Origin of the sequence: Citrobacter sp. 50677481, from assembly GCF_001463265.1 — a bacterium.
In the GTDB taxonomy this organism is placed as follows: Bacteria; Pseudomonadota; Gammaproteobacteria; order Enterobacterales; family Enterobacteriaceae; genus Citrobacter_A; species Citrobacter_A sedlakii.
The window spans coordinates 80243-101198 of record NZ_LNHZ01000018.1 but is presented as its reverse complement, the minus strand read 5'-3'; the positions used below and the strand labels follow the sequence as shown (position 1 = coordinate 101198).

The following is a 20956-nucleotide window of genomic DNA, read 5'->3' as shown; positions in this document are numbered from 1 at the left end:
CAGGAAAAGATATGAAAAAAGGTTTAATAATGTTCACCTTGCTGGCCGCCGCGTTTTCTGGTCTGGCGCAGGCTGACGACGCCGCGATTCGCCAGTCGCTCACCAAACTGGGCGTACAGAGCACCGATATCCAACCCGCACCGGTTGCCGGGATGAAAACGGTGATGACAAACAGCGGCGTACTGTATGTCACCGAAGACGGTAAACACATTATTCAGGGGCCGATGTATGACGTCAGCGGCGCGAGTCCGGTAAACGTGACCAACCAGTTGCTGATGAAGCGCCTGAACGCGCTGGAAAAAGAGATGATCGTCTATAAAGCGCCGCAGGAAAAACACGTTATTACCGTCTTTACTGACATCACCTGCGGCTATTGCCACAAGCTGCATGAAGAGATGAAAGATTACAACGCGCTGGGGATCACTGTGCGTTACCTGGCCTTCCCGCGCCAGGGGCTGGAAAGCCAGGCTGAGCAGGATATGAAATCGATCTGGTGTGCGAAGGACAAAAACAAAGCCTTCGACGAAGCGATGGCAGGCAAGGGCGTGAAAGCGGCAACCTGCGACGTGGATATTGCTGATCATTATGCGCTGGGCGTGCAGTTTGGCGTCAGCGGGACGCCAGCCATTGTGCTGAATAACGGCTATGTGGTTCCCGGCTACCAGGGACCGAAAGAGATGAAGGCGTTCCTCGACGCGCATCAGAAACAGACCAGCGGTAAGTAATTCGCGTGAAACAACAGATACAGCTTCGTCGGCGTGAGGTCGATGAGACCGCGGAACTGCCTTCCGACCTCTCGCCATTGTTGCGCCGCTTGTATGCCAGCCGCGGCGTACGTAGCGCACGGGATCTGGAACGCAGCGTAAAAGGCATGCTGCCCTGGCAGCAGCTAAGCGGCGTCGAAAAAGCAGTGGAGATCCTCTATAACGCGTTTCGCGAGGGGACGCGGATTATCGTGGTTGGCGACTTTGACGCCGATGGCGCGACCAGTACCGCCCTGAGCGTGCTGGGTATGCGCGCCTTGGGTTGCGATAACATCAGCTATCTGGTGCCGAACCGCTTTGAAGATGGCTACGGTCTGAGTCCGGAAGTGGTCGATCAGGCCCACGCTCGCGGCGCACAGCTTATTGTCACTGTTGATAACGGCATCTCCTCTCATGCGGGCGTCGATCACGCCAGCGCGCTGGGGATACCGGTGGTGGTGACCGATCACCATCTCCCGGGCGAGACGCTGCCTGCCGCTCAAGCCATTATCAACCCAAACCTGCGTGACTGCGACTTCCCGTCGAAGTCGCTGGCGGGCGTGGGCGTCGCGTTTTATCTGATGCTCGCGCTGCGCACGTTTTTGCGTGATAAGGGTTGGTTTGACGAACGCGGTATTACGCCGCCGAATCTGGCGGAACTGCTGGATCTCGTGGCGCTCGGCACCGTCGCCGACGTGGTGCCGCTGGACGCCAACAACCGTATTTTGACGTGGCAAGGGCTAAGCCGGATTCGCGCCGGGAAGTGTCGGCCAGGGATCAAAGCGTTGCTGGAAGTCTCGAATCGCGACCCGCAAAAGCTGGCCGCCAGCGACCTGGGTTTTGCACTCGGACCGCGTCTGAATGCCGCGGGTCGGCTGGATGATATGTCCGTCGGCGTGGCGTTACTGCTGTGCGACAACATTGGCGAAGCACGCGTGCTGGCGAATGAACTGGACGCGCTAAACCAGACGCGCAAGGAGATCGAACAGGGAATGCAAGCGGAAGCGCTGGCCTTGTGCGAGAAGCTTGAACGCAGTCGCGACGCCCTGCCGGGCGGCCTGGCGATGTACCATCCCGAATGGCATCAGGGGGTGGTCGGGATCCTGGCGTCACGCATTAAAGAGCGCTTTCACCGTCCGGTCATTGCTTTCGCGCCTGCGGGCGACGGTACGCTGAAAGGTTCTGGCCGCTCGATCCAGGGGCTGCATATGCGCGATGCGCTGGAGCGGTTAGATACGCTGCATCCCGGACTGATGATCAAATTTGGCGGCCATGCGATGGCGGCGGGATTGTCGCTGGAGGAATCGCGGTTTGAGCTGTTTCAGCAACGCTTTGGCGAGCTGGTGACTGACTGGCTGGATCCTTCTCTGCTGCAGGGCGAAGTGGTTTCCGACGGCCCGCTCAGCGCGGCTGAGATGACGATGGAAGTGGCGCAGATGCTGCGCGACGCAGGCCCGTGGGGTCAAATGTTTCCGGAGCCGCTGTTTGACGGGCGTTTTCGTTTGCTCCAGCAGCGTCTGGTGGGGGAACGGCACCTGAAGGTGATGGTGGAGCCGGTTGGCGGCGGGCCGCTGCTGGACGGTATCGCCTTTAACGTCGACACCACCTGCTGGCCGGACAACGGCGTGCGCGAAGTGGAACTGGCCTATAAGCTCGACATCAACGAGTTTCGTGGTAACCGCAGCCTGCAAATTATCATCGACAATATCTGGCCAATTTAGCGTCAGCAATACCTATAAAAAAGAGCGTGGATTCGGTACAATCCCGCTCTTATCACCGCATTTTAACGAGTCCAATAAAAGAAATCAGACCATGTTTGAAATTAACCCGGTAAAAAACCGCATTCAGGACCTCACGGAGCGCTCGGACGTTCTTAGGGGGTATCTTTGACTACGATGCCAAGAAAGAGCGTCTGGAAGAAGTAAACGCCGAGCTGGAACAGCCGGACGTCTGGAACGAACCCGAACGCGCACAGGCGCTGGGTAAAGAACGTTCCTCGCTGGAAGCCATTGTCGACACTCTCGATCAAATGGCTCAGGGTCTGGAAGACGTTTCCGGCCTGCTGGAACTGGCTGTAGAGGCCGACGACGAAGAAACGTTTAACGAAGCCGTAGCTGAACTTGATACGCTGGAAGAAAAACTGGCGCAGCTGGAATTCCGTCGTATGTTCTCCGGTGAATATGACAGCGCCGATTGTTATCTGGATATCCAGGCCGGTTCCGGCGGTACTGAAGCGCAGGACTGGGCGAGCATGCTGGAGCGTATGTATCTGCGCTGGGCGGAAGCGCGCGGATTCAAGACCGAGATCATTGAAGAGTCTGAAGGGGAAGTGGCCGGTATCAAATCCGTCACCATTAAAATTTCAGGTGAATACGCCTACGGCTGGTTGCGTACCGAAACCGGCGTTCACCGCCTGGTGCGTAAAAGTCCGTTCGATTCCGGTGGTCGCCGTCACACCTCGTTCAGCTCCGCGTTTGTTTACCCGGAAGTGGACGATGACATTGATATCGAAATCAACCCAGCGGATCTGCGTATTGATGTTTACCGCGCATCCGGCGCGGGTGGTCAGCACGTTAACCGTACCGAATCAGCGGTGCGTATTACCCACATCCCGACCGGGATTGTGACCCAGTGCCAGAACGACCGTTCTCAGCACAAGAACAAAGACCAGGCCATGAAGCAGATGAAAGCGAAGCTTTATGAACTGGAAATGCAAAAGAAAAATGCCGAGAAGCAGGCGATGGAAGACAACAAATCGGACATCGGCTGGGGTAGCCAGATTCGTTCTTACGTCCTTGATGACTCCCGCATTAAAGACTTGCGTACCGGGGTTGAAACCCGTAACACGCAGGCGGTGCTGGACGGCAGCCTGGATCAATTTATCGAAGCAAGTTTGAAAGCAGGGTTATGAGGAACCAACATGTCTGAACAACACGCACAGGGCGCTGACGCGGTAGCCGATCTTAACAATGAACTGAAAACGCGCCGCGAGAAGCTGGCTGGCCTGCGCGAGCAGGGTATCGCCTTCCCGAACGATTTTCGACGCGATCACACCTCAGACCAACTGCACGCTGACTTCGACGCCAAAGAGAACGAAGAACTGGAAGCGCTGAACGTCGAGGTATCCGTCGCAGGCCGTATGATGACTCGTCGTATCATGGGCAAGGCCTCTTTCGTTACGCTGCAGGACGTCGGTGGACGCATTCAGCTGTATGTCGCCCGTGACGATCTGCCGGAAGGCGTTTATAACGAGCAGTTTAAAAAATGGGACCTGGGCGACATCCTTGGCGCGAAAGGCAAGCTGTTTAAGACCAAAACTGGCGAACTGTCTATTCATTGCACAGAGCTACGCCTGCTGACCAAAGCGCTGCGTCCGCTGCCGGACAAGTTCCACGGTTTGCAGGATCAGGAAGCGCGCTATCGCCAGCGCTATCTGGACCTCATCTCTAACGACGAGTCTCGCAACACCTTCAAAATCCGCTCGCAGATCCTGGCGGGGATTCGTCAGTTCATGGTGGGACGCGGCTTTATGGAGGTTGAAACCCCGATGATGCAGGTGATCCCTGGCGGCGCGTCTGCGCGTCCGTTTATCACCCATCACAACGCGCTGGACCTCGACATGTACCTGCGTATTGCGCCGGAACTGTACCTGAAGCGTCTGGTGGTCGGCGGCTTCGAGCGTGTGTTCGAAATCAACCGTAACTTCCGTAACGAAGGGATTTCTGTACGTCACAACCCAGAGTTCACCATGATGGAACTCTACATGGCGTATGCGGACTATAAAGATCTGATCGAACTGACCGAGTCGCTGTTCCGCACTCTGGCGCAGGACGTTCTGGGCACCACCCAGGTACCTTACGGCGACGACGTGTTCGACTTCGGCAAGCCGTTCGAAAAACTGACCATGCGCGAAGCGATCAAGAAATACCGTCCGGAAACCGAGATGGCCGATCTGGATAACTTCGACTCGGCAAAAGCCATTGCTGAGGCTATCGGCATTAAGGTTGAGAAAAGCTGGGGTCTGGGCCGAATCGTGACCGAGATTTTCGAAGAAGTGGCGGAAGCGCATCTGATTCAGCCGACCTTTATTACCGAGTACCCGGCGGAAGTGTCGCCGCTGGCGCGTCGCAACGATGTGAACCCGGAAATCACCGATCGTTTTGAGTTCTTTATCGGTGGACGTGAGATCGGTAACGGATTTAGCGAGCTGAATGACGCAGAAGATCAGGCGCAACGCTTCCAGGATCAGGTTGACGCGAAAGCGGCGGGCGATGACGAAGCGATGTTCTTCGACGAAGATTACGTGACGGCGCTGGAACACGGCCTGCCGCCAACGGCGGGTCTGGGTATCGGTATCGACCGTATGGTCATGCTGTTTACCAACAGCCATACTATTCGTGACGTGATTCTGTTCCCGGCGATGCGTCCGGTTAAGTAAGCATTGAGTTGCCGGATGGCGATTTTGCTTTATCCGGCCTGCGGCATTTGTTCTGTAGGCCGGGTAAGCGTTACGCCATTCGATAACCTTTAGCGCTGGCAGTATTCCCGAAGCAAATGACGCGCTGCGCTGTTTGACGCCTGCATTACCATCCACGGACTGAACGCCCACGGCGTGGCGTCAATGGATGCCAGTATGCTCTCCAGATCGCACCATTGATATTCCATCACTTCATCACTGTTTACCGCCATGTCGCCGACTACCTGCGCGGCGTAGACCGGGCACACTTCATTTTCGACGATCCCGTTCGGGTCGGCGGCGCGATAACGAAAATCAGGATAAACCGGCGTAAGACGGCTGATTTGCGCACCCAGTTCAAAGCGGCAACGACGAACAATCGCCTCCTCTGTGCTTTCACCCTGCTGGGGATGACCACATACCGAATTTGTCCATACGCCTGGCCACGCCTTTTTCAGTAACGAACGGCGAGTGACCAGAAATCGCCCGTCGGTATTAAACAGCCAGGAAGAAAACGCGAGGTGCAGTGGGGTGTGAGCGGTATGGGCGGCGTATTTTTCCAGCGTGCCGGAAGGAATATCCTGCGCATCCAGTAAAATGACATGTTCCCCGGTCATGAAAACTCCTGAAAAGCGATAACGATTCGGCAATGCGCTGAACCTTGTATTCAGAGAACCAGAGTAGCGCAGAATTGCGGGTTAAGTATTACCAAAACACGCCCCGGCAGCCAGAAATATAAGACAATAATGGTCTCGATTGTTCTGTCCTTACGCAATAAATTTGGCATCGGCCTTATGGCTGCTATGATAAAGCGTCTGATTATTTTGCGAGGACGTGTTTTGAGCGCAGGACGCCTGAAGAGAAATGGTCTGGGTATGGCGATGCTGCTGTGTGTGGGATTGCTGCTTGCGGGCTGTTCAGGAAATAAATCATCCGGATCTGGATCGTATTCTGGCGCCGTTTACACCGTTAAACGGGGGGATACGCTTTACCGTATATCACGTTCGACGGGGACCAGCGTTAAAGAGCTGGCGCGCCTGAACGGTATTTCGCCGCCTTATACCATCGAAGTGGGGCAGAAACTCAGGCTTGGCGGTTCGAAAAAGGCTTCCGCCAAAACGAGTAAAAAATCGACCAGCAAAACGGCAGCCGTCAGACCGTCTTCTTCCGTACCCCAGTCATCATGGCCGCCTGTTGGACAGCGCTGCTGGCGTTGGCCTGCCAGCGGGAAAGTAATATTGCCTTACTCAACGGCTGACGGGGGCAATAAAGGAATTGATATTGCCGCCGCCCGTGGCACGCCCGTTTACGCCGCAGGCGCAGGGAAGGTGGTGTACGTCGGTAACCAACTGCGCGGGTACGGTAATCTCATTATGATCAAGCACAGTGAAGATTACATTACCGCCTATGCGCACAACGACACAATGCTGGTCAATAACGGGCAGAGCGTGAAGGCCGGGCAGAAGATTGCCACAATGGGCAGTACTGACGCGGCGTCGGTGCGACTGCATTTCCAGATCCGCTATCGCGCCACGGCCATCGATCCGCTGCGCTATCTGCCGCCGCAGGGTAGCCCGCCGAAATGCTGACGGCGAATTAATCGCCAGTCAGCAGATTGTCCCTTGCCAACAAGAGCGTAAGGTTTATAATGCCTTACGCTCATCTAAGCGGGCGTAGTTCAATGGTAGAACGAGAGCTTCCCAAGCTCTATACGAGGGTTCGATTCCCTTCGCCCGCTCCAGCCTCAGTTCCCTTTGCCTTAAAAAATCAGATTCGGCCATTTATAACGATTCCGGACGTAACCATGGAGTGATTGTCACACCTGTCAATAAGCCCTCCGGACTCAGTAAACGGGTCACGGTCTGGCCCCAGGGTTCCAGCCGCCCGGCGATTAACAGTTGATAACCTTTTTTCATCAGGATATCCGTCGCCCTTTCGATATCTTTTACTTCAAACTCGATCCATCCCTGAGGAACCGGGATATCGTCCGGCCATTCTTCTGTACCAAAACAGGACAGCGCAGCCTGAGACAAAGGCCAGAGAGCAAAATGCTTTACACCCTCTAAGCCATCAACGTCCGTCAGCATATATTCCTTATTACCTTCGAGATGCTTTAAAGGTAAGCGGAGTGTATCCTTGTAAAACGCTTTACTGATATCAGTATCGCGTGTCACTGGTCCAAAGCCTGCTACAAACATTACATCGATTTCATTAAAAGTCGGTGTCATAGTATTCTCCTGAAGCCGTTTGATGCATTATCGAGACTGTTGAAGCTTAAAACGGGTGGATTCGTAGTAAACAAATACGATTCGCCCGGCCTCACGCCATACGTCAATCCGGTCTCTCGCAAGCGCAATTGACTGTGGTGGGGCGGTTCTTCTCTGATGCTGCCAGCCGATCACGTCAGTCAGTAAAAGAAGAAGTGTTTCATCTCGTTCAATTCCAGTGTTTCCCCCACAGGGTTCTGTCATGGTACGAAAGAGGGGCGAAAAACGGGTCATGCATATGACGGGCAAACCGGAAGGCGGTTTCCGTTGATACGGCATGTACCCCAGCCGTCTGACAACGAAGAACAAGAAATGATCTTTCTTCATATGTTAAGGACGACGTTATGTGGACATTGTGCTGAAGAAAGTGTCACAGAATAGCTCTTTAAACATCGTCATTGTCAGACAATAAACTAAACAATTCCCAAAAAAAGATGATTTCTGGTAAGAAAGTGAACGCGAAGTATAAATCTTGTGGGAGATGAAGGGCGCAGATTTGTCGCACGCAAAAAAGCGCACGCTTGCGGAATAACGTGCGCCTTGTATTGGGTCTGACAACGGAGTAGCGGCAGAATATCAACTTACCCGCCTGCACCTGCTCCGGGAGTCGGTACGGTCATCGCTTACTTGCGAAGAAAAGCCAAAATATCAGCATTAATGACATCCGCATGGGTGGTGTGCATCCCGTGTGGATAGCCCGGATAAATACGCAGTTCACTGTTGCTCAACAATTTATCCTGCATAAGTGCGGCGGTCTTATAGGGCACAACCTGGTCGTCATCGCCCTGCATCACCAGTACCGGAAGCGTGATGGCTTTGAGGTCTTCCGTTTGGTCTGTTTCAGAGAATGCCTTGATGCCTTCGTAATGGGCTTTTGCGCTTCCCATCATGCCCTGGCGCCACCAGTTCTGAATAGTGCCCTGGGAAATGTCAGCCCCTTCACGGTTGAAGCCGTAAAAAGGACCGGAGGCCACATCAAGATAGAACTGGGCACGATTCGCGGCCAGCGCTTTACGGAATCCGTCGAATACTTCTACAGGCGTGCCCTCCGGGTTCGCCGCTGTTTTTACCATTAACGGCGGTACCGCACTGATCAGCACCGCTTTCGCCACGCGTCCCTGGGGTTGTCCGAAGCGCGCGACATAGCGGGCAACCTGCCCGCCGCCGGTTGAGTGACCGATATGAATCGCATTTTTCAGATCCAGATGTTCAACAACGGCATTAACATCAGCAGCATAATGATCCATATCATGCCCTTCACTGACCTGATCTGATCGACCATGACCGCGACGGTCAATGGCAATGACGCGGTAACCTTGTCCCAGGAAGAACAACATCTGATTATCCCAGTCATCGGCGCTAAGTGGCCAACCGTGATGAAACACGATGGGCTGGGCTGTTTTATCTCCCCAATCTTTATAAAAGATCTTTACACTGTCGTCTGTCGTTACAAATGCCATGAGGTCACTCCTGTAGTGATATTCCACAAGATTATAGGACACAGCCCATAATCCGACAGGCAGGCTTTATCGATTCACCGTCTGTCTCTAACGGGGAAAACGCTACGCCCCCATCGCCAGGCTGTACAATAGGAGATGTCAATAGAACGGATAAGCGACACCGTGCGGTAACCCCTGGTGTTTTGCGTGATAATAACGGGTAACTGTCTGTTTACTCAGTAAGATAACGGCGAGAGTCGGTATTCAGCTTATGACGGTGATTGCCGCGCAGAGGCATACGGTGACGAAAAGAAACCTTGTGGAGAGGAGAGAAACGGAGAGCCTGTGGCGTTTATTTTTGCTAAAGCAACAGAAAATATTACCCCTTGAAAATACAAGGGGCAACAGATTAATTATAGTTATTTGATATTTTTCGTACTTTATTGGTTTTTTATACGCTAAGTGCTTCTAACATTCTGTACCCGGGACACTAAATGTAAGATAATCCCGTGTGGATTTATCCCTGGTGTTGCGTTGGTCTTTGACCCCCTGACCAGTTAGCATTGCGAGTGCTGTTGGTCAGGTATTTTTTAAGTATAAGGAAGACCCGACATAAAAAAAAGCTGTCCTAAAAGACAGGGGATAATAATTTCAGTGTGTGATTATCAGGAATAACTGGATGAACTCTGTTGTTGAGTTTTTTTTGCATGATTACGATGAATTGCCGCCAGGATTTGCCTCCGAACTCTACCGGCTCAGACGAAGAACATTTCGCGAGCGGCTCGACTGGAAAGTCGAATGCATTAACGGCATGGAAAAGGATCAATTTGACAACGAAAAAACGACTTACCTGCTGGGCATGCATGACGGGCAATTACTTTGCGGCGCGCGATTTATCGATGCGACCCAGCCGACAATGATCAGCGAAATATTCCATGATTACTTTGACGATATTAGTCTTCCTACCGATATTCCCTGCTGTGAAGTCAGCCGACTGTTTTTAGATAAAGAACGACGCGACAACGGAAATTTGCGCAGTATGCCCACCAGTAAGGCGCTGTTTCTGGCAATGATCGTTTACTGTATGAAGAAACAATATCGGGGAATGTATGCTGTTGCCAGCCGCGGCATGTATGCCATTTTTCGTCATGCGAACTGGAAAGTAGAGGTTATTCAGAAGGGACTTTCTGAGAAAGGGGAAACAATCTATTATATTTTTATGCCTGCCAGCGTAAGCGCCGTGGAAGACATCATTCGCAAAGACAAGAACAGCGACTGGCTTCGTGAAATGCTCCAGCAACTGCTTCGTATATAACGGGCGCCGGGGCTCAGTTGTCGAGTAATCTGAGCTCCATCCCCAGTTTTACCGCATGTCTGGCGTTGTTCACCCCGAGTTTTTTCATTGCGTTGCTCATATGGAATTTCACGGTGCGTTCCGTAATGGACAAAATAACCGACACCTCAGCGTATGTTTTTCCGGCGCTAACCCATTTAAGAATTTGCCGTTCACGTGGCGACAAGAAAACGTTCTTTTTCTGATCCACTTTACTATAGAGATTGAGCGTCTTCTGATGCAACTGAATAAGAAAGTGCATAAAATGTGAACGATTTTTTTCCATGTCCACGCCGGAAACTTCCTGGCTGATGATGGATAACACCACCAGATTATTCAGGTAGTCATGCAGTGGAAATGTCTGCCCCTGGTAGATGTTATGTTCAGAACTTTCGTTGAAAATGCGCGTCAGGTTGTATCCGCCAGACAAGATGACCTTGTTCTCCCAAAAGAAATCTTCCACACAGCGTAAAGCCCGAATAATAACAGGGTCTATAAACTGATATTTTCTTTCCAGGTAGATGTCGAACCATGCCGGATTATTATTAATTATCCGCATCTGTGAAGGGTCTTTCTTGTTCATTATCGCGTAGGCGTAGATGATACCGTTGTAGTCCTCAAAGAACTTATTCAGCTCATTCTGGATTAACGCATTGATCCTTGTATCGTTGTAATACGTATCCTTCACGTCAGTTACTGCCTCTGGGATGAATGGGTGGATAAGTATAGTCTGCTTTGTTAGCCTTCAAAAAGATAGAGAATGCATCAATATTGTTTATCTCGCCTCTTTGCCCAAGACAAAATCGCTTTGCGGTCTGCGAGGCCAGGGAATATTCTCAGTTGACATGATGGCGGTGCAGTGAAAACCACACCGCCTGTTTCAGGTTATCTGGCAATCAGAGCGAACACGCCCCAGCCAAAATATTCCCGGCTATAGGTGACATGACGCTTAGGGGCGACAGACAGTTCCGCCCGGACCTCCTGCGCGAAATCATCATGGGGGTTTTCCGCCAGCCAGCGACGCAGGGTCAGCCACTTCGCGGCTTCGTACCTGTCCCAGCCTTCCTGGTCCGCCAGCACCATTTCCACGATGTCGTACCCTCTTGCGTCGAAAGAGGCGACAAGGTCGGGCAGGGTGAGGAGATCGGCCACGCTGCCCACGCCGCAGGCGACAGCCACCTCGTCCGATACAGGGTCCTTACGCCAGTAGGGTTCGCCAATGAGCATGATCCCGCCGGGCTTGAGACTTTTTGCCAGCAGGTCAATCGTCCCGGCGACACCGCCCGCGATCCAGGTGGCGCCGACACAGGCCGCCACATCGCATTTTTCGTCGGCAACGTAACCGGATGCGTCGTTATGAATAAATTTCACGCTCTCGCTGACGCCAAGTTCCGCTGCGCGCAGCTTTGCCTGTGCGGTGAAGAGTGGGCTCATGTCAATGCCGAGGCCGGTAATGCCATGATCACGCGCCCAGGTACAGAGCATCTCGCCTGAACCGCTGCCGAGATCGAGAATGTGCGTGCCCGCAGTCATACGTAATACGCGACCTAACGTGGCGTACTTTTCTGCTGTAAACGGATTATGAATGCGATGCTCGCTTTCGCTAATCGTAAAAATACGTGGGATATCCATTAGTTAATTCCTTGTATGTCATGCGTATTCGGTGAAACGTTCGCCGTCGCGTGTGCTTTTTCTGCCAGCAACGCAAAAAGTTTGTCCGCGAAGGTCTCGCTGACTGGCCAGTCGGCGCCGGCAGGTCGCTGAAGCACGTTCAAACCTGCGTCAGCAAGCAGGCTGAGGTACTCCTCATCACGCCAGGCCTTCATTTGATTACCGAAACGGGTCGTCCGACCTGTTTCTTCAATTGCCCAGAACAGGGTTGAGCTGGTCCGTGTCTCTTCATCCCAGTCATTTTCTGTCAACAGAAGATGAGGATCGGCAAGAAACAGTCCCTGCGGGCAACGCTGCCAGCTTGCAGGGGCCATGCCCTGACGTTTCACCTCGTCGAAGGTGTGTACTTCCACGAGGAGTTTTCCGCCCGGCGTAAGCCAGCGCGCGCACTGACCGATGAGCTGGGTTGCGTCTGCGGCATTAAAGACATTCAGTTCCCCAAACGTCATCATGATGAAATCGAACGATTCTTGTGGGCGATATGTCCGGACATCCTGCTGAACATAATCAATCTTCAGCCCCGCGGCTTGCGCCTGTTGACGAGCCCATTCGATAGAAGCCGGCGAGAAATCCACGCCGGTACAGCTAAAGCCGCGTTCGGCCAGCAAACGGGTGTAAAAACCGGGGCCGCAACCAAGGTCCAGAATGCGTGCGCCTGAGGGGAGCTGACGGGCAATCCACGCAACCTGTTGTTCAATCACCGACAGTCTGCGGCTGGCCCAGTCATGTTCCTGGGACAGATGGTTTTCCAGCATGCGCTGGCTAAAGTCGGGTTCATCCCAGGGGATTTTGCCTTCATCAGGTGAAAGTCGAATGCGTCCTGAAGCGACAATAACAGCGCTGATATTCATCATCCTCTCCTTAGCGATTATCAGGCTGGGCGCGAACGTGGTTCAGCCCGGTGGTGTTGATGCGGTAAGGCTGACCGTTGACGGACTTGATCAGCTTTTTGGTTTTGAGTTTTTTGAAGACGGCGAGCGTACAGTCGGCGAGCAACAACCCTTCGCGGCTGTAGCATTCAACAGAGGTAACGCGGCCAGAAGTATCGCGGACGTGCGTAATACGTCCACCTTTAGCGAGAACGTGTAGGGTACGTTGTTCCTGACGGGATAAATTCATACTGGAAAACCTGTTTAATCATCATGTGCAAAACGTGCAAACACACAGCGGTGTCCGCATTCGATTTCGGCGCATTGATAATCAGTCCGGCCTGAAAGGTCGGGGAGCTGATTATCAGATGATTACATTCTCCAGCATCAAAGCCTCGGGTGACGTTGAAAGGTATTTACGGAGTGAATGGTAACACAGGTTTTTTGTGCGGATATAGCGAATCCTTTAAAGTGTGATCTCAGCGCGAAACCGCTCAGGCGTTAGCCTGTGCAAACATGTCATTCGCTCCAGGATCCCATGCGGTACCATTACGAATATTGATTGAACGCATATACCCGATGATGACCGCTTTGCTAGTCTCGGCGTATCGCTTTGCCAAAGACAGGGAGTGGCATTGGACATCTTTTTTTAACCCACTGAAAAATATCAAATAAATATTTTTCGTACACAAAGACATGGTTCGTTCAATACGGATCCGAATTTGTACGGGTTAAAAAAGGTACGTTATGAAAGTCACATGGACTGTCACCCCTGTTGGGCACCAGCGCATTGCAAAACGCTGCCCGTCATGCAACATCAAACGAGAGTTCACGCCCGCCGGGGCATTCAGAATCAATTCGCAAAAAAAGAGACTGGACGTCTGGAGTATTTATAAATGTACGCATTGCGAATGTACGTGGAATATCGCTCTGTTCTCGCGGCTCAATGTCAACAAATTAGATCCTGAGCTTTATCGCCGTTTCCTGCTCAATGATGCGGATACGGTTGAAAACTTTACGCATAACAAAGCGATTCTGAAGCGGAACAATGCGAGGCTGTCGGGCAAACCTGATTTTCATATTCAGGAGCAGTGGCCGGTCAGTATTTTCCCTCGACAATGGGTCAGCGTTTGTATCCGGATCCCCCGTGCTTTTCAGGTTAACTTGCTGGCCATCCTGAAAAAGCAGCTTATGCTGAGTTCAGCAGAAATTTATAAGCGAGTCGATTCAGGAGAGATAAACGGGGTGACGAAGAAGATGCTTAAATCAAGGAAGGGGGCATTGGCGGTTTATCACATACACATGCCTCTGGAAACGGTGTATGCCCGCCGCAGAATCGATTTGACGCGTCGTTAACAGGCAGAAGCTCACCTTATGACAATCGTCGCCAGGATGACCCGCGCAGCGGATAGGCTGAAAAAGAGGTGGGCTTCATTAATATCATCATGAAAAGGCGGCTATCTCCTTTCGGAGATAGCTCAGCATCCACACTGATTTACGTTGTATTGCCATGGGCTTTCCTCACGCCGTTGATAGCGAAGAAAATCGGCAAAAGGCACTGGCGGCAGGAAGTAATAGCCTTGCAGAAAATGAATGTGATTGTTGACCAGCCAGCGATGTTGGTACTCATGCTCAACCCCTTCAGCGACCGTGCGTAAACCCAGGATGTTGGCAAGGTGAATAATTGACTCCAGCATCGGAACCCGCTGTTCGCCATCCTTAATATTATTGATAAATGTTTTATCAATTTTGATAATGTCCAGCTCCAGCTCGTTCAGATAGTAAAGATTCGCATAACCGGTGCCGAAGTCGTCGAGGGCGAACAGTACGCCGCGGTTTCGCAGAGAGCGGATGAGTTCTTTAATGGCCGGGGTAATATTCAACGCCTGGTCTTCAGTGATCTCAATCATCAGCTTTATGGGTAAATGTTGGGTTTGCTCCAGAAAATTGAGGCATTCCCAGTAGAAAACAGGGTTGCTTAAGCCGGAAGGACCAATATTAAAAGCGATAAGCAGCTCATTTTTGATGATCCTCTTTGCGGAGATCAGATTGCGGGCGACGGTCGCCATCAGATAGCTGGTCAATTCGAAGATCAGACCGCTGTTGATCGCCAAAGGAATAAACTCTTTTTGCGAAATAGCGTAGTGGTGCCCCTGCGGCCAGCGAGCCAGGATTTCCACACCGCACATATCGCCATTCTGATTAACGATCGGCTGGTAGTAGGGGATGATCTCTTCCTCCACAATAGCCATGCTCAGCCTGCTGGCGTTCAGTTCGTCATAATCAAGACATTGCGCGTTGCCCGGCGAGTCTGTGAAGCCGTTCAATAAGCCGTTTCGGGATAAAAAGATAACTGACTCATTGAAACAACGAAAACCCAGTCGGGCGTTAATTTTATCCCGATACCGGTACAGCGCTTTCGGACTCACAGCATTCGCGACGCAAAAATTATTCAATTCCCCTCGGCTAAAAGAGGCATTGAGCATTTCTTTTTCAAAATGCGTTAAGCGGAAATGGGCAACCGAGAGATTTTCGAGGCTAAAGGTGGATTCATGGCTCGCTAATGCTTTCTTATGTAATGCGTTTATCACGCTATTCACACCCAGTTTCGCATCTATAGTGTCGACATTTTCATAACCGCGATGAAAGCAGTCGTGCTTACTCATCTTTAGGACAATACTGTGTATGTGGTTAAATAAGCTGCTGTTTTGTTGGATCCACTTGTTGACGAAAAATAAAGGCAGTCTGTTGTCGATGATCAACAAACAGGACTGATATTGCGGTAAGTGTTGCTGTCTTTCATTGGTTACTGACTGAACATCAACCAGTACTAAATTAGGTAACCAGGACTTAATTCCAGAAAAAAGACAGATGTCATAACTTAACAGGAAAATTTTTTTAGTATTCATAGCTATTACCAGCGTGAATTTATTGTATAGCGTCTACCTCGTCTTCCGGGAGAAAGTGATAAAACGCGAATTTTCTCTTTTTAATAAATACAAAGCAGCGATAGAGTCTGACTCTTATCAACAAAATCAGGGTGTTACGAAAATTACAGGCACAAATGAGATATAAAACTCAAAACATAAATTTTTCTTGAGTATAAAAAATATAACCCCTGTGTTTTAGTGTGTTTTAAAAGTTTTACCAAAAGTGCAGTTGACCATACAATTGACTTAAAAATACTCAAGGAGCTTCAGAAAAATCTATAAATTTTTTTTGTTAAAGGGAATGAAAATCATTGTTTAAAATTAACTATTCCGTTATAGACCTTACACACTCAGGTTAATTGCCATGAGATTTTTCATACTGATGCCGCGTAATAAGGTGTTATTACTGCGTCCTCTGGCAAGCCTTACCCACAGGATGATACCTGTTTAATGCGACGATAAATTTTCTGTTATTTGCTCTCAGCTGAGCGCTGTTGAATGTTTCTCCTGGCAGGAGATAGCGCATTTCAGCCTCATCATCCGTCGAGTGGCAACCCTGATGAAGAATGATTTTAAAAAACGTGTTACCGGTATTTCTCAGTATTCCTCTCTGTTCATCAAGGTGATACTGGAAGTTAATTTTTCGTGGCCGAACGACAAGGATCGTATCAATTGCGACCGCGGGTATCGCTTCGCTCTTCTTGCCATGTTCGCGATCGGTTAACAGGGTAACAGGGAGCTCGCGAAACAGTATGCGGTAATAGCGCTCCGTTTCATCCGCAGGACCACGATAAAAGATCTTGAAGAACTCACCAGACTCGGGCGCCAGTGAGAAATTTAACGGCGTAAAAAGCAGTTCGCCATCGGCAATTGGGCTTCGCTTTTCGCCCCCGGGCCCCGGCTTGTCGATTTTCACCGCGCTAATGCTGTAAACGTTTTGTTTATCACTATCGTTGTAGATCCGCTTGCTGATAAAGGACTTATCGGCAGGCATTTCATAAATAGTCGACTCAAGATAAACAGCATGGACCGGAAAGACCATCAGCATGATTGCCAGCCACAGACCTCGTTTCCCTGTTTGAGCGCGTTTCATGGCGTTACGCCCAGCCAGTTTGCCGTGACTTTAATTTCACCGGTTGCGCTGACCACCCCTTCCCAGTCCGCCCCGGCAACGGTAAGCATTGAACGTGAATCATTCATGGGAAATAACAGTGTCAGACCGGTGGTAAAAAAACTGCCGTCATCAGTATTATTCACATCCCATGGTGTTTGTTGCCACTGTGCGTCGGCCATCGAAATCGGCGCTTCGTTACAGCTGTTACGCTTTTGTATTACCCCGCCCGACTCACTGTTGTATTGCAGGTAGGCGGGAACAGGGACAGTAAGCCCGTCCTGCGCCGACTGAAACAGGCAATACGGCACGCCATTGACCGTGGTGCTGTCGCCGATAACCTGCGCGGTAATGGTATCGGCCTGCCGCGGCCCGGAAACGGTAACGGTGTAATTCATTTCTATAGGATCTGCATCTCCAATCGTGCCGCTGCCCTGTGCCGATGTCGTGTTATCAGTGGAGGTAATGCTGATGCCATATTCTTTCGGTACGATATTGAGCTGTAACGAAGGCGTAAACTGGTAATAGCCAGACTCCGGCGTTAAGCTATTGTAAAAGCCAAACGTGAAGGGTTGGCTATTGGTTATGCTTAACCCTGAGTCGACAAGGCCTTTCAAAAACGTTTTCGACAGAAAAATATAGATATAGTCTCCGGAGGTCGTCAGCACATTGTAATAGGCGGTGGTTGCACTGTAGTTATACCAGTTTGAACCGTTACCTGAATACTTGACCGCTGATGCCGCAGGGGTAAAGCCCAGCATCGCCGAGTCGATATAGGCTCTGAACGTCAGCGACGCTGTGAGGTTCGATGTTTGCTGGAGATCATAGCTCACCATCTTACAAATTACGCCATCGACACTGCTCACCACACCCAGTTCACAATAGCCGGAGTCCTTCGTAATACTCGGCGTACCATCACTGGCAATCCACAATTCCTGAAACGCGTTTGTCGACTCGAGCGATAAATGACCTATTTTATTAATGGTATAAGGCCGGATATACCAGTTACCGCTGCTTTGGTCTTTACAACGCGCACCGGCGGCATAGTCATAATCCACCGTGGTGCGACAAAAATTCAGTTTCAGCGTTTCCGACGCGCCGACAGTCATTGAGCGAAAATAGTCAAATGCCGAGTCAGTAAATGAAGCAAAACCATAGTATCCGCCAGCGATGCCCGCCCCGGTCGCTTTCGTATGGTAAAAGCCATATTGATCCGTTAAATCAGCCGCAATATAACCAGAAGAAGGGCAATTCGCGCCCGTTGTACAGCGAATGCCGTTAAAGGGTTCACTCACCGGCGAATCGTCAATCCACATATCCCGATAATAGCTGGTACTGCTGACCCAACCCACGATACCCATATAGCCAAGACTGACCTGGTTGTTACCGTATTTCACCCAGGTGTTTGAACCACTTATGCGCGGATCCAGCGAAGATGGCGTTATAAAATATTCGTTATCAATATTGTTTTCGATAAATAAAATATTGCTGCTCACCGCAGCCTGCGTTGATGCTGTTAATGCCCAGAGAGAAGGGGATACTGACGCCAGCGCGCAGCCAAGAATAAGGTGGAGTGTTTTGTTCATCAATTTAGCCTCACCGTTGTGCCATTGAGGTTTGCGCCGTACATTTCACGTCGCCTACCCATGCCGCGCCGCGCGCTTTGTCCAGATCGAGATCGGCTTCACACAGGCTGCCATTCGCCGAAACAAGAGTGATTACTGGATATTTTTTATCAATATCAATGGCGAATTCACCTTTTGCGTCGGTGCGCGTTTTGCCGATATGGTTATGAATATCGGTATTCGTCGCCAGTTGGCCGTCCGGGTAGCGGATGCGACCAAATACCGTAACCATGCTTTTTATTTCCGGGTTGATCACGCCGACGTTGCCCGGATAAAGCGTCAATTCCTGGGTACGCCCGGAAACAATATCGAAGCTGTCTTCTGAATTTCTGTCATTGAGTATTTCCATTCTGTATTGCGCATAGGGCGGCAGGGCGATGAAGTTTGACTTACCGCTCAGGAGATAATGACGATTGTTAATTTTGGCCGCCAGTTGCCCTTCGCCAGCCAAATCGGTGTTGACGATGATCCCTGCGCGCTGGCGTTCCTGGCTCAGCGCCACGTTTTTCCCGCTCCATGCCACCGACCCCTGTGACGAAAAGTTCATATTCGTCGAATTATCCGCCGCGCGCGTAACGGACAGCATTCCGGAATTGTATTTCGTGGCGTAACTCATATTACCGTTAAGCGAATAATTATTATCGTAATGTTGTTCGCCGCTCAGGCGCGTCGAAGCAGACAGCCCAACTGACCGGATGGCGCCTTCAGTAAACTGTTTGCGCGCGCTGAGGTTCCCCTGGGTGCTGCCGTAGCGGTCCCGCGAAACGCCCATACTTAACCAGGAAGCCAGAGGTAATGAAAAATCCAGGCTGACGTAGCGTTCCTGCCGACCATCATCATTTCTATTGTTGTAGTAATAACGCTGGATCCCGGCGCGGAGCCCTACCGTGGCGTATCGGCCAGAATACAGGGTGGTGCTGTAATCCAGGTTCCGGTACTTGTTGCCAGAATAGCGATTTTCCGTCTGGCTTAGCGTTAACGAACCGCCGTGGGGAATAAATTTTCCGAGATTAAGCGTCCCGCCGACAGAATAGTTATCGCGCTCCTGGACCGGTAGCTGGTCGCCAATTTTACTGTCCTCGCGTGACGCCCACAGCGACCCGTAGCCACCGGGGATCGTCACATTGATATTACTGACGTTTCGCCAGGAAGAATCGTTAGCGACAAGCGTCTGATTGCCGAGGCTAACGTACTCATTCACATTGAGCGTCACATCGGTTTCGTTGACCGCGTTGTTGCCAAAACCGTAAACGGTCGTTTTCAGATTTAAGCCAGACAAAATGGCCAGCGTCATTGATGCGGCGCCGCCTGCGATCCAGGTTTGCTCACTCCCTTCATCCCGGTAGTGATTGCGTTTATAACTCACGCGATCGTAATCCAGCGAGCCGCCGAAGAGTTGCCAGTTCAACCCCTGTATTCCGGCGGTTTGCTGTCGGGCGAAGATTTTATTCACCCGGCTGACGCGGCTGTTTACCGTTCGGCCATTCACCACCACCTCGACCGTGACGTCATATACGCCGTAAGGAAAACGGCTGGTGTCGATTTCATAGCTGCCCATATTAAAGTTCTGTACGCTCAGCAGTCGCCCTTCTCTTAATACGTGGACTTCACCTGCCGCGGGCAAAAATACGGTAATTGGGGTTAAGGAGAGGGAATTTTTCTCAATAACCGTACTCCCTTTATTGCCGTAGCTAACGCCGTAAATTTTACCGCCATTTAACGCGTTCAGGCTGGCTACAGACTGCACGTTCCATGTATCAAGCATACCCAATGCCAGCCGATAGCCCTGGTAGTCGCGTTCGTACATCGCACGGTACAGTTTGCTGGTGTTATTGCTGTCGCCAATCCCATAGAACGAGCCATTAATATTTAAATGGTGCTCACGTAATGAGGCCGTATTATCAATAGTAAGATAACTTCGCGAGCTGTTGCCGGTTCGATAATCGTTGTAATACGTCCCGACGTTGTAGTTCAGCACGTTGGAAAGCGTCTCGACGCTGGAGGGGCCAAGCAGACTGCTTCGGGCAACGATGGCCTCCGTCAGTGCATCCTTACTGACAATCATTTCCAGATGAAAGGAGGCGATATTCAGCTTCAGGCGTGCATCAGCCGACAGATCGATAACGGTGTTATCGCGAAATTTCACATCGCGAAGGCCTTCCACCATGATGCGGGTTTTTCTTGATAACACGGCGTTGTCGGGTAATTCCGCAATGGCAATTGATTTCACGGTAATGCTGCCATCCGTGAGCGAGATGATCGCATCGGCAATTTTCTGCTGACTTTTTTCGTCAGTCTCATTGTAACGAATATAAACCGGAACGGTCATTCCCTGTTCCAGAGAACGCGAGAAAGCGCCTGGGATAATATACTTACCCACTTTCGTCGGCGCTGAATAAACGATAATCGGTGTCAGCACTATTAAAAGGGTAACGCTTCCCCTGACAAAATATTTCATTGTCATTCGCTTCCTTACATTCCGGTGTAGAGTATTTATCCGTATTAATCCGAT

The 20956-nt window shown here is 51.0% G+C and carries 18 protein-coding genes and 1 tRNA gene; 8 read left to right on the top strand and 11 right to left on the bottom strand.

The window, feature by feature from the left end; translation table 11 throughout:
* Positions 1-11: 11 nt before the first annotated feature.
* The 4 genes from dsbC (at position 12) to lysS (ending at position 5181) form a co-directional block, all read left to right on the top strand.
* Positions 12-725 (top strand): bifunctional protein-disulfide isomerase/oxidoreductase DsbC, encoded by a 714-nt coding sequence (dsbC, locus tag APU02_RS05330; protein WP_060569468.1) that lies wholly within the window; start codon positions 12-14, stop codon positions 723-725.
* A gap of 5 nt (positions 726-730) precedes the next feature.
* On the top strand, positions 731-2464 hold the full coding sequence (gene recJ / locus APU02_RS05325) for a single-stranded-DNA-specific exonuclease RecJ (protein ID WP_060569467.1): 1734 nt from the start codon (positions 731-733) through the stop codon (positions 2462-2464).
* A 91-nt stretch (positions 2465-2555) separates the two neighbouring features.
* Positions 2556-3654 (top strand): peptide chain release factor 2 gene (prfB, locus tag APU02_RS05320; RefSeq protein ID WP_120714868.1). Its coding sequence is split into 2 segments (ribosomal slippage): positions 2556-2630 and positions 2632-3654, totalling 1098 coding nucleotides; the frame shifts between segments, so codons are not numbered across the junction.
* Between the two features lie 9 nt (positions 3655-3663).
* The gene (gene lysS, locus APU02_RS05315; protein WP_042292124.1) at positions 3664-5181 is read left to right on the top strand and encodes a lysine--tRNA ligase; all 1518 of its coding nucleotides are present in this window, start codon (positions 3664-3666) and stop codon (positions 5179-5181) included.
* An 89-nt stretch (positions 5182-5270) separates the two neighbouring features.
* Here lysS and idi read toward each other — a convergent pair whose 3' ends face one another.
* Positions 5271-5816 (bottom strand): isopentenyl-diphosphate Delta-isomerase, encoded by a 546-nt coding sequence (gene idi, locus APU02_RS05310; RefSeq protein WP_042292121.1) that lies wholly within the window; start codon positions 5814-5816, stop codon positions 5271-5273.
* A gap of 222 nt (positions 5817-6038) precedes the next feature.
* Here idi and actS point away from each other — a divergent pair, with 222 nt between their 5' ends.
* Together actS and APU02_RS05300 are read left to right on the top strand one after the other, a co-directional pair.
* Positions 6039-6788 carry an amidase activator ActS gene (actS, locus tag APU02_RS05305; RefSeq protein ID WP_042292370.1) on the top strand — a complete coding sequence of 250 codons (750 nt, stop codon included), beginning with the start codon at positions 6039-6041 and terminating at the stop codon, positions 6786-6788.
* A 78-nt stretch (positions 6789-6866) separates the two neighbouring features.
* A tRNA-Gly gene (locus tag APU02_RS05300) sits at positions 6867-6940 on the top strand.
* Between the two features lie 40 nt (positions 6941-6980).
* On the opposite strand, the gene APU02_RS05295 is transcribed toward APU02_RS05300, so the two are convergent.
* Both APU02_RS05295 and APU02_RS05290 read right to left on the bottom strand, forming a co-directional pair.
* Positions 6981-7427: a glyoxalase/bleomycin resistance/dioxygenase family protein gene (locus tag APU02_RS05295; protein WP_042292120.1), complete on the bottom strand. Its 447-nt coding sequence runs from the start codon at positions 7425-7427 to the stop codon at positions 6981-6983.
* Between the two features lie 662 nt (positions 7428-8089).
* Positions 8090-8926 carry an alpha/beta hydrolase gene (locus APU02_RS05290; RefSeq protein ID WP_042292117.1) on the bottom strand — a complete coding sequence of 279 codons (837 nt, stop codon included), beginning with the start codon at positions 8924-8926 and terminating at the stop codon, positions 8090-8092.
* Positions 8927-9584: 658 nt separating this feature from the next.
* Between APU02_RS05290 and APU02_RS05285 the strand changes: the two genes are divergently transcribed.
* A complete protein-coding gene (locus tag APU02_RS05285) occupies positions 9585-10220 on the top strand; it encodes an acyl-homoserine-lactone synthase (RefSeq protein ID WP_042292115.1) in 636 nt (211 codons plus the stop codon).
* A 13-nt stretch (positions 10221-10233) separates the two neighbouring features.
* Here APU02_RS05285 and APU02_RS05280 read toward each other — a convergent pair whose 3' ends face one another.
* The 4 genes from APU02_RS05280 to APU02_RS05265 all read right to left on the bottom strand — a co-directional run bounded on the left by APU02_RS05280 (position 10234) and on the right by APU02_RS05265 (position 13028).
* Positions 10234-10926 (bottom strand): LuxR family transcriptional regulator, encoded by a 693-nt coding sequence (locus APU02_RS05280; RefSeq protein ID WP_060569466.1) that lies wholly within the window; start codon positions 10924-10926, stop codon positions 10234-10236.
* 197 nt (positions 10927-11123) lie between these two features.
* Positions 11124-11870, bottom strand: a complete 747-nt coding sequence (locus tag APU02_RS05275; protein ID WP_060569465.1) for a class I SAM-dependent methyltransferase — start codon at positions 11868-11870, stop codon at positions 11124-11126.
* Positions 11870-12760, bottom strand: coding sequence for a class I SAM-dependent methyltransferase (locus APU02_RS05270; protein ID WP_060569464.1), 891 nt, complete (start codon positions 12758-12760; stop codon positions 11870-11872). Before APU02_RS05270 ends, APU02_RS05275 begins: the two co-directional genes overlap by 1 nt.
* A gap of 10 nt (positions 12761-12770) precedes the next feature.
* Positions 12771-13028, bottom strand: a complete 258-nt coding sequence (locus tag APU02_RS05265; RefSeq protein ID WP_042292105.1) for a YjhX family toxin — start codon at positions 13026-13028, stop codon at positions 12771-12773.
* 497 nt (positions 13029-13525) lie between these two features.
* On the opposite strand from APU02_RS05265, the gene APU02_RS05260 reads away from it, so the two are divergent.
* Entirely contained in the window at positions 13526-14134 is a 609-nt protein-coding gene (locus APU02_RS05260; RefSeq protein WP_042292102.1) for a DUF1062 domain-containing protein, read from the top strand.
* Positions 14135-14256: 122 nt separating this feature from the next.
* Here APU02_RS05260 and APU02_RS26860 read toward each other — a convergent pair whose 3' ends face one another.
* The 4 genes from APU02_RS26860 to APU02_RS05240 form a co-directional block, all read right to left on the bottom strand.
* Positions 14257-15105, bottom strand: coding sequence for an EAL domain-containing protein (locus APU02_RS26860; protein WP_239692849.1), 849 nt, complete (start codon positions 15103-15105; stop codon positions 14257-14259).
* Between the two features lie 1006 nt (positions 15106-16111).
* Complete coding sequence (locus APU02_RS05250) at positions 16112-16756, bottom strand: molecular chaperone (RefSeq protein ID WP_220186090.1); 645 nt, start codon at positions 16754-16756, stop codon at positions 16112-16114.
* 41 nt (positions 16757-16797) lie between these two features.
* The gene (locus tag APU02_RS05245) at positions 16798-18405 is read right to left on the bottom strand and encodes a hypothetical protein (protein WP_060569461.1); all 1608 of its coding nucleotides are present in this window, start codon (positions 18403-18405) and stop codon (positions 16798-16800) included.
* A 10-nt stretch (positions 18406-18415) separates the two neighbouring features.
* Positions 18416-20908 carry a CS1-pili formation C-terminal domain-containing protein gene (locus APU02_RS05240; RefSeq protein ID WP_042292093.1) on the bottom strand — a complete coding sequence of 831 codons (2493 nt, stop codon included), beginning with the start codon at positions 20906-20908 and terminating at the stop codon, positions 18416-18418.
* Between the last annotated feature and the right edge of the window lie 48 nt (positions 20909-20956).

Bases quoted from the DNA above. Each gene is read 5' to 3' on its own strand.
- dsbC (WP_060569468.1), top strand. From the start codon at position 12: ATGAAAAAAGGTTTAATAATGTTCACCTTGCTGGCCGCCGCGTTTTCT.
- lysS (WP_042292124.1), top strand. From the start codon at position 3,664: ATGTCTGAACAACACGCACAGGGCGCTGACGCGGTAGCCGATCTTAAC.
- idi (WP_042292121.1), bottom strand. From the start codon at position 5,816: ATGACCGGGGAACATGTCATTTTACTGGATGCGCAGGATATTCCTTCC.
- APU02_RS05295 (WP_042292120.1), bottom strand. From the start codon at position 7,427: ATGACACCGACTTTTAATGAAATCGATGTAATGTTTGTAGCAGGCTTT.
- APU02_RS05290 (WP_042292117.1), bottom strand. From the start codon at position 8,926: ATGGCATTTGTAACGACAGACGACAGTGTAAAGATCTTTTATAAAGAT.
- APU02_RS05285 (WP_042292115.1), top strand. From the start codon at position 9,585: ATGAACTCTGTTGTTGAGTTTTTTTTGCATGATTACGATGAATTGCCG.
- APU02_RS05275 (WP_060569465.1), bottom strand. From the start codon at position 11,870: ATGGATATCCCACGTATTTTTACGATTAGCGAAAGCGAGCATCGCATT.
- APU02_RS05270 (WP_060569464.1), bottom strand. From the start codon at position 12,760: ATGAATATCAGCGCTGTTATTGTCGCTTCAGGACGCATTCGACTTTCA.
- APU02_RS05265 (WP_042292105.1), bottom strand. From the start codon at position 13,028: ATGAATTTATCCCGTCAGGAACAACGTACCCTACACGTTCTCGCTAAA.
- APU02_RS05260 (WP_042292102.1), top strand. From the start codon at position 13,526: ATGAAAGTCACATGGACTGTCACCCCTGTTGGGCACCAGCGCATTGCA.
- APU02_RS05250 (WP_220186090.1), bottom strand. From the start codon at position 16,756: ATGCTGATGGTCTTTCCGGTCCATGCTGTTTATCTTGAGTCGACTATT.
- APU02_RS05245 (WP_060569461.1), bottom strand. From the start codon at position 18,405: ATGAACAAAACACTCCACCTTATTCTTGGCTGCGCGCTGGCGTCAGTA.
- APU02_RS05240 (WP_042292093.1), bottom strand. From the start codon at position 20,908: ATGACAATGAAATATTTTGTCAGGGGAAGCGTTACCCTTTTAATAGTG.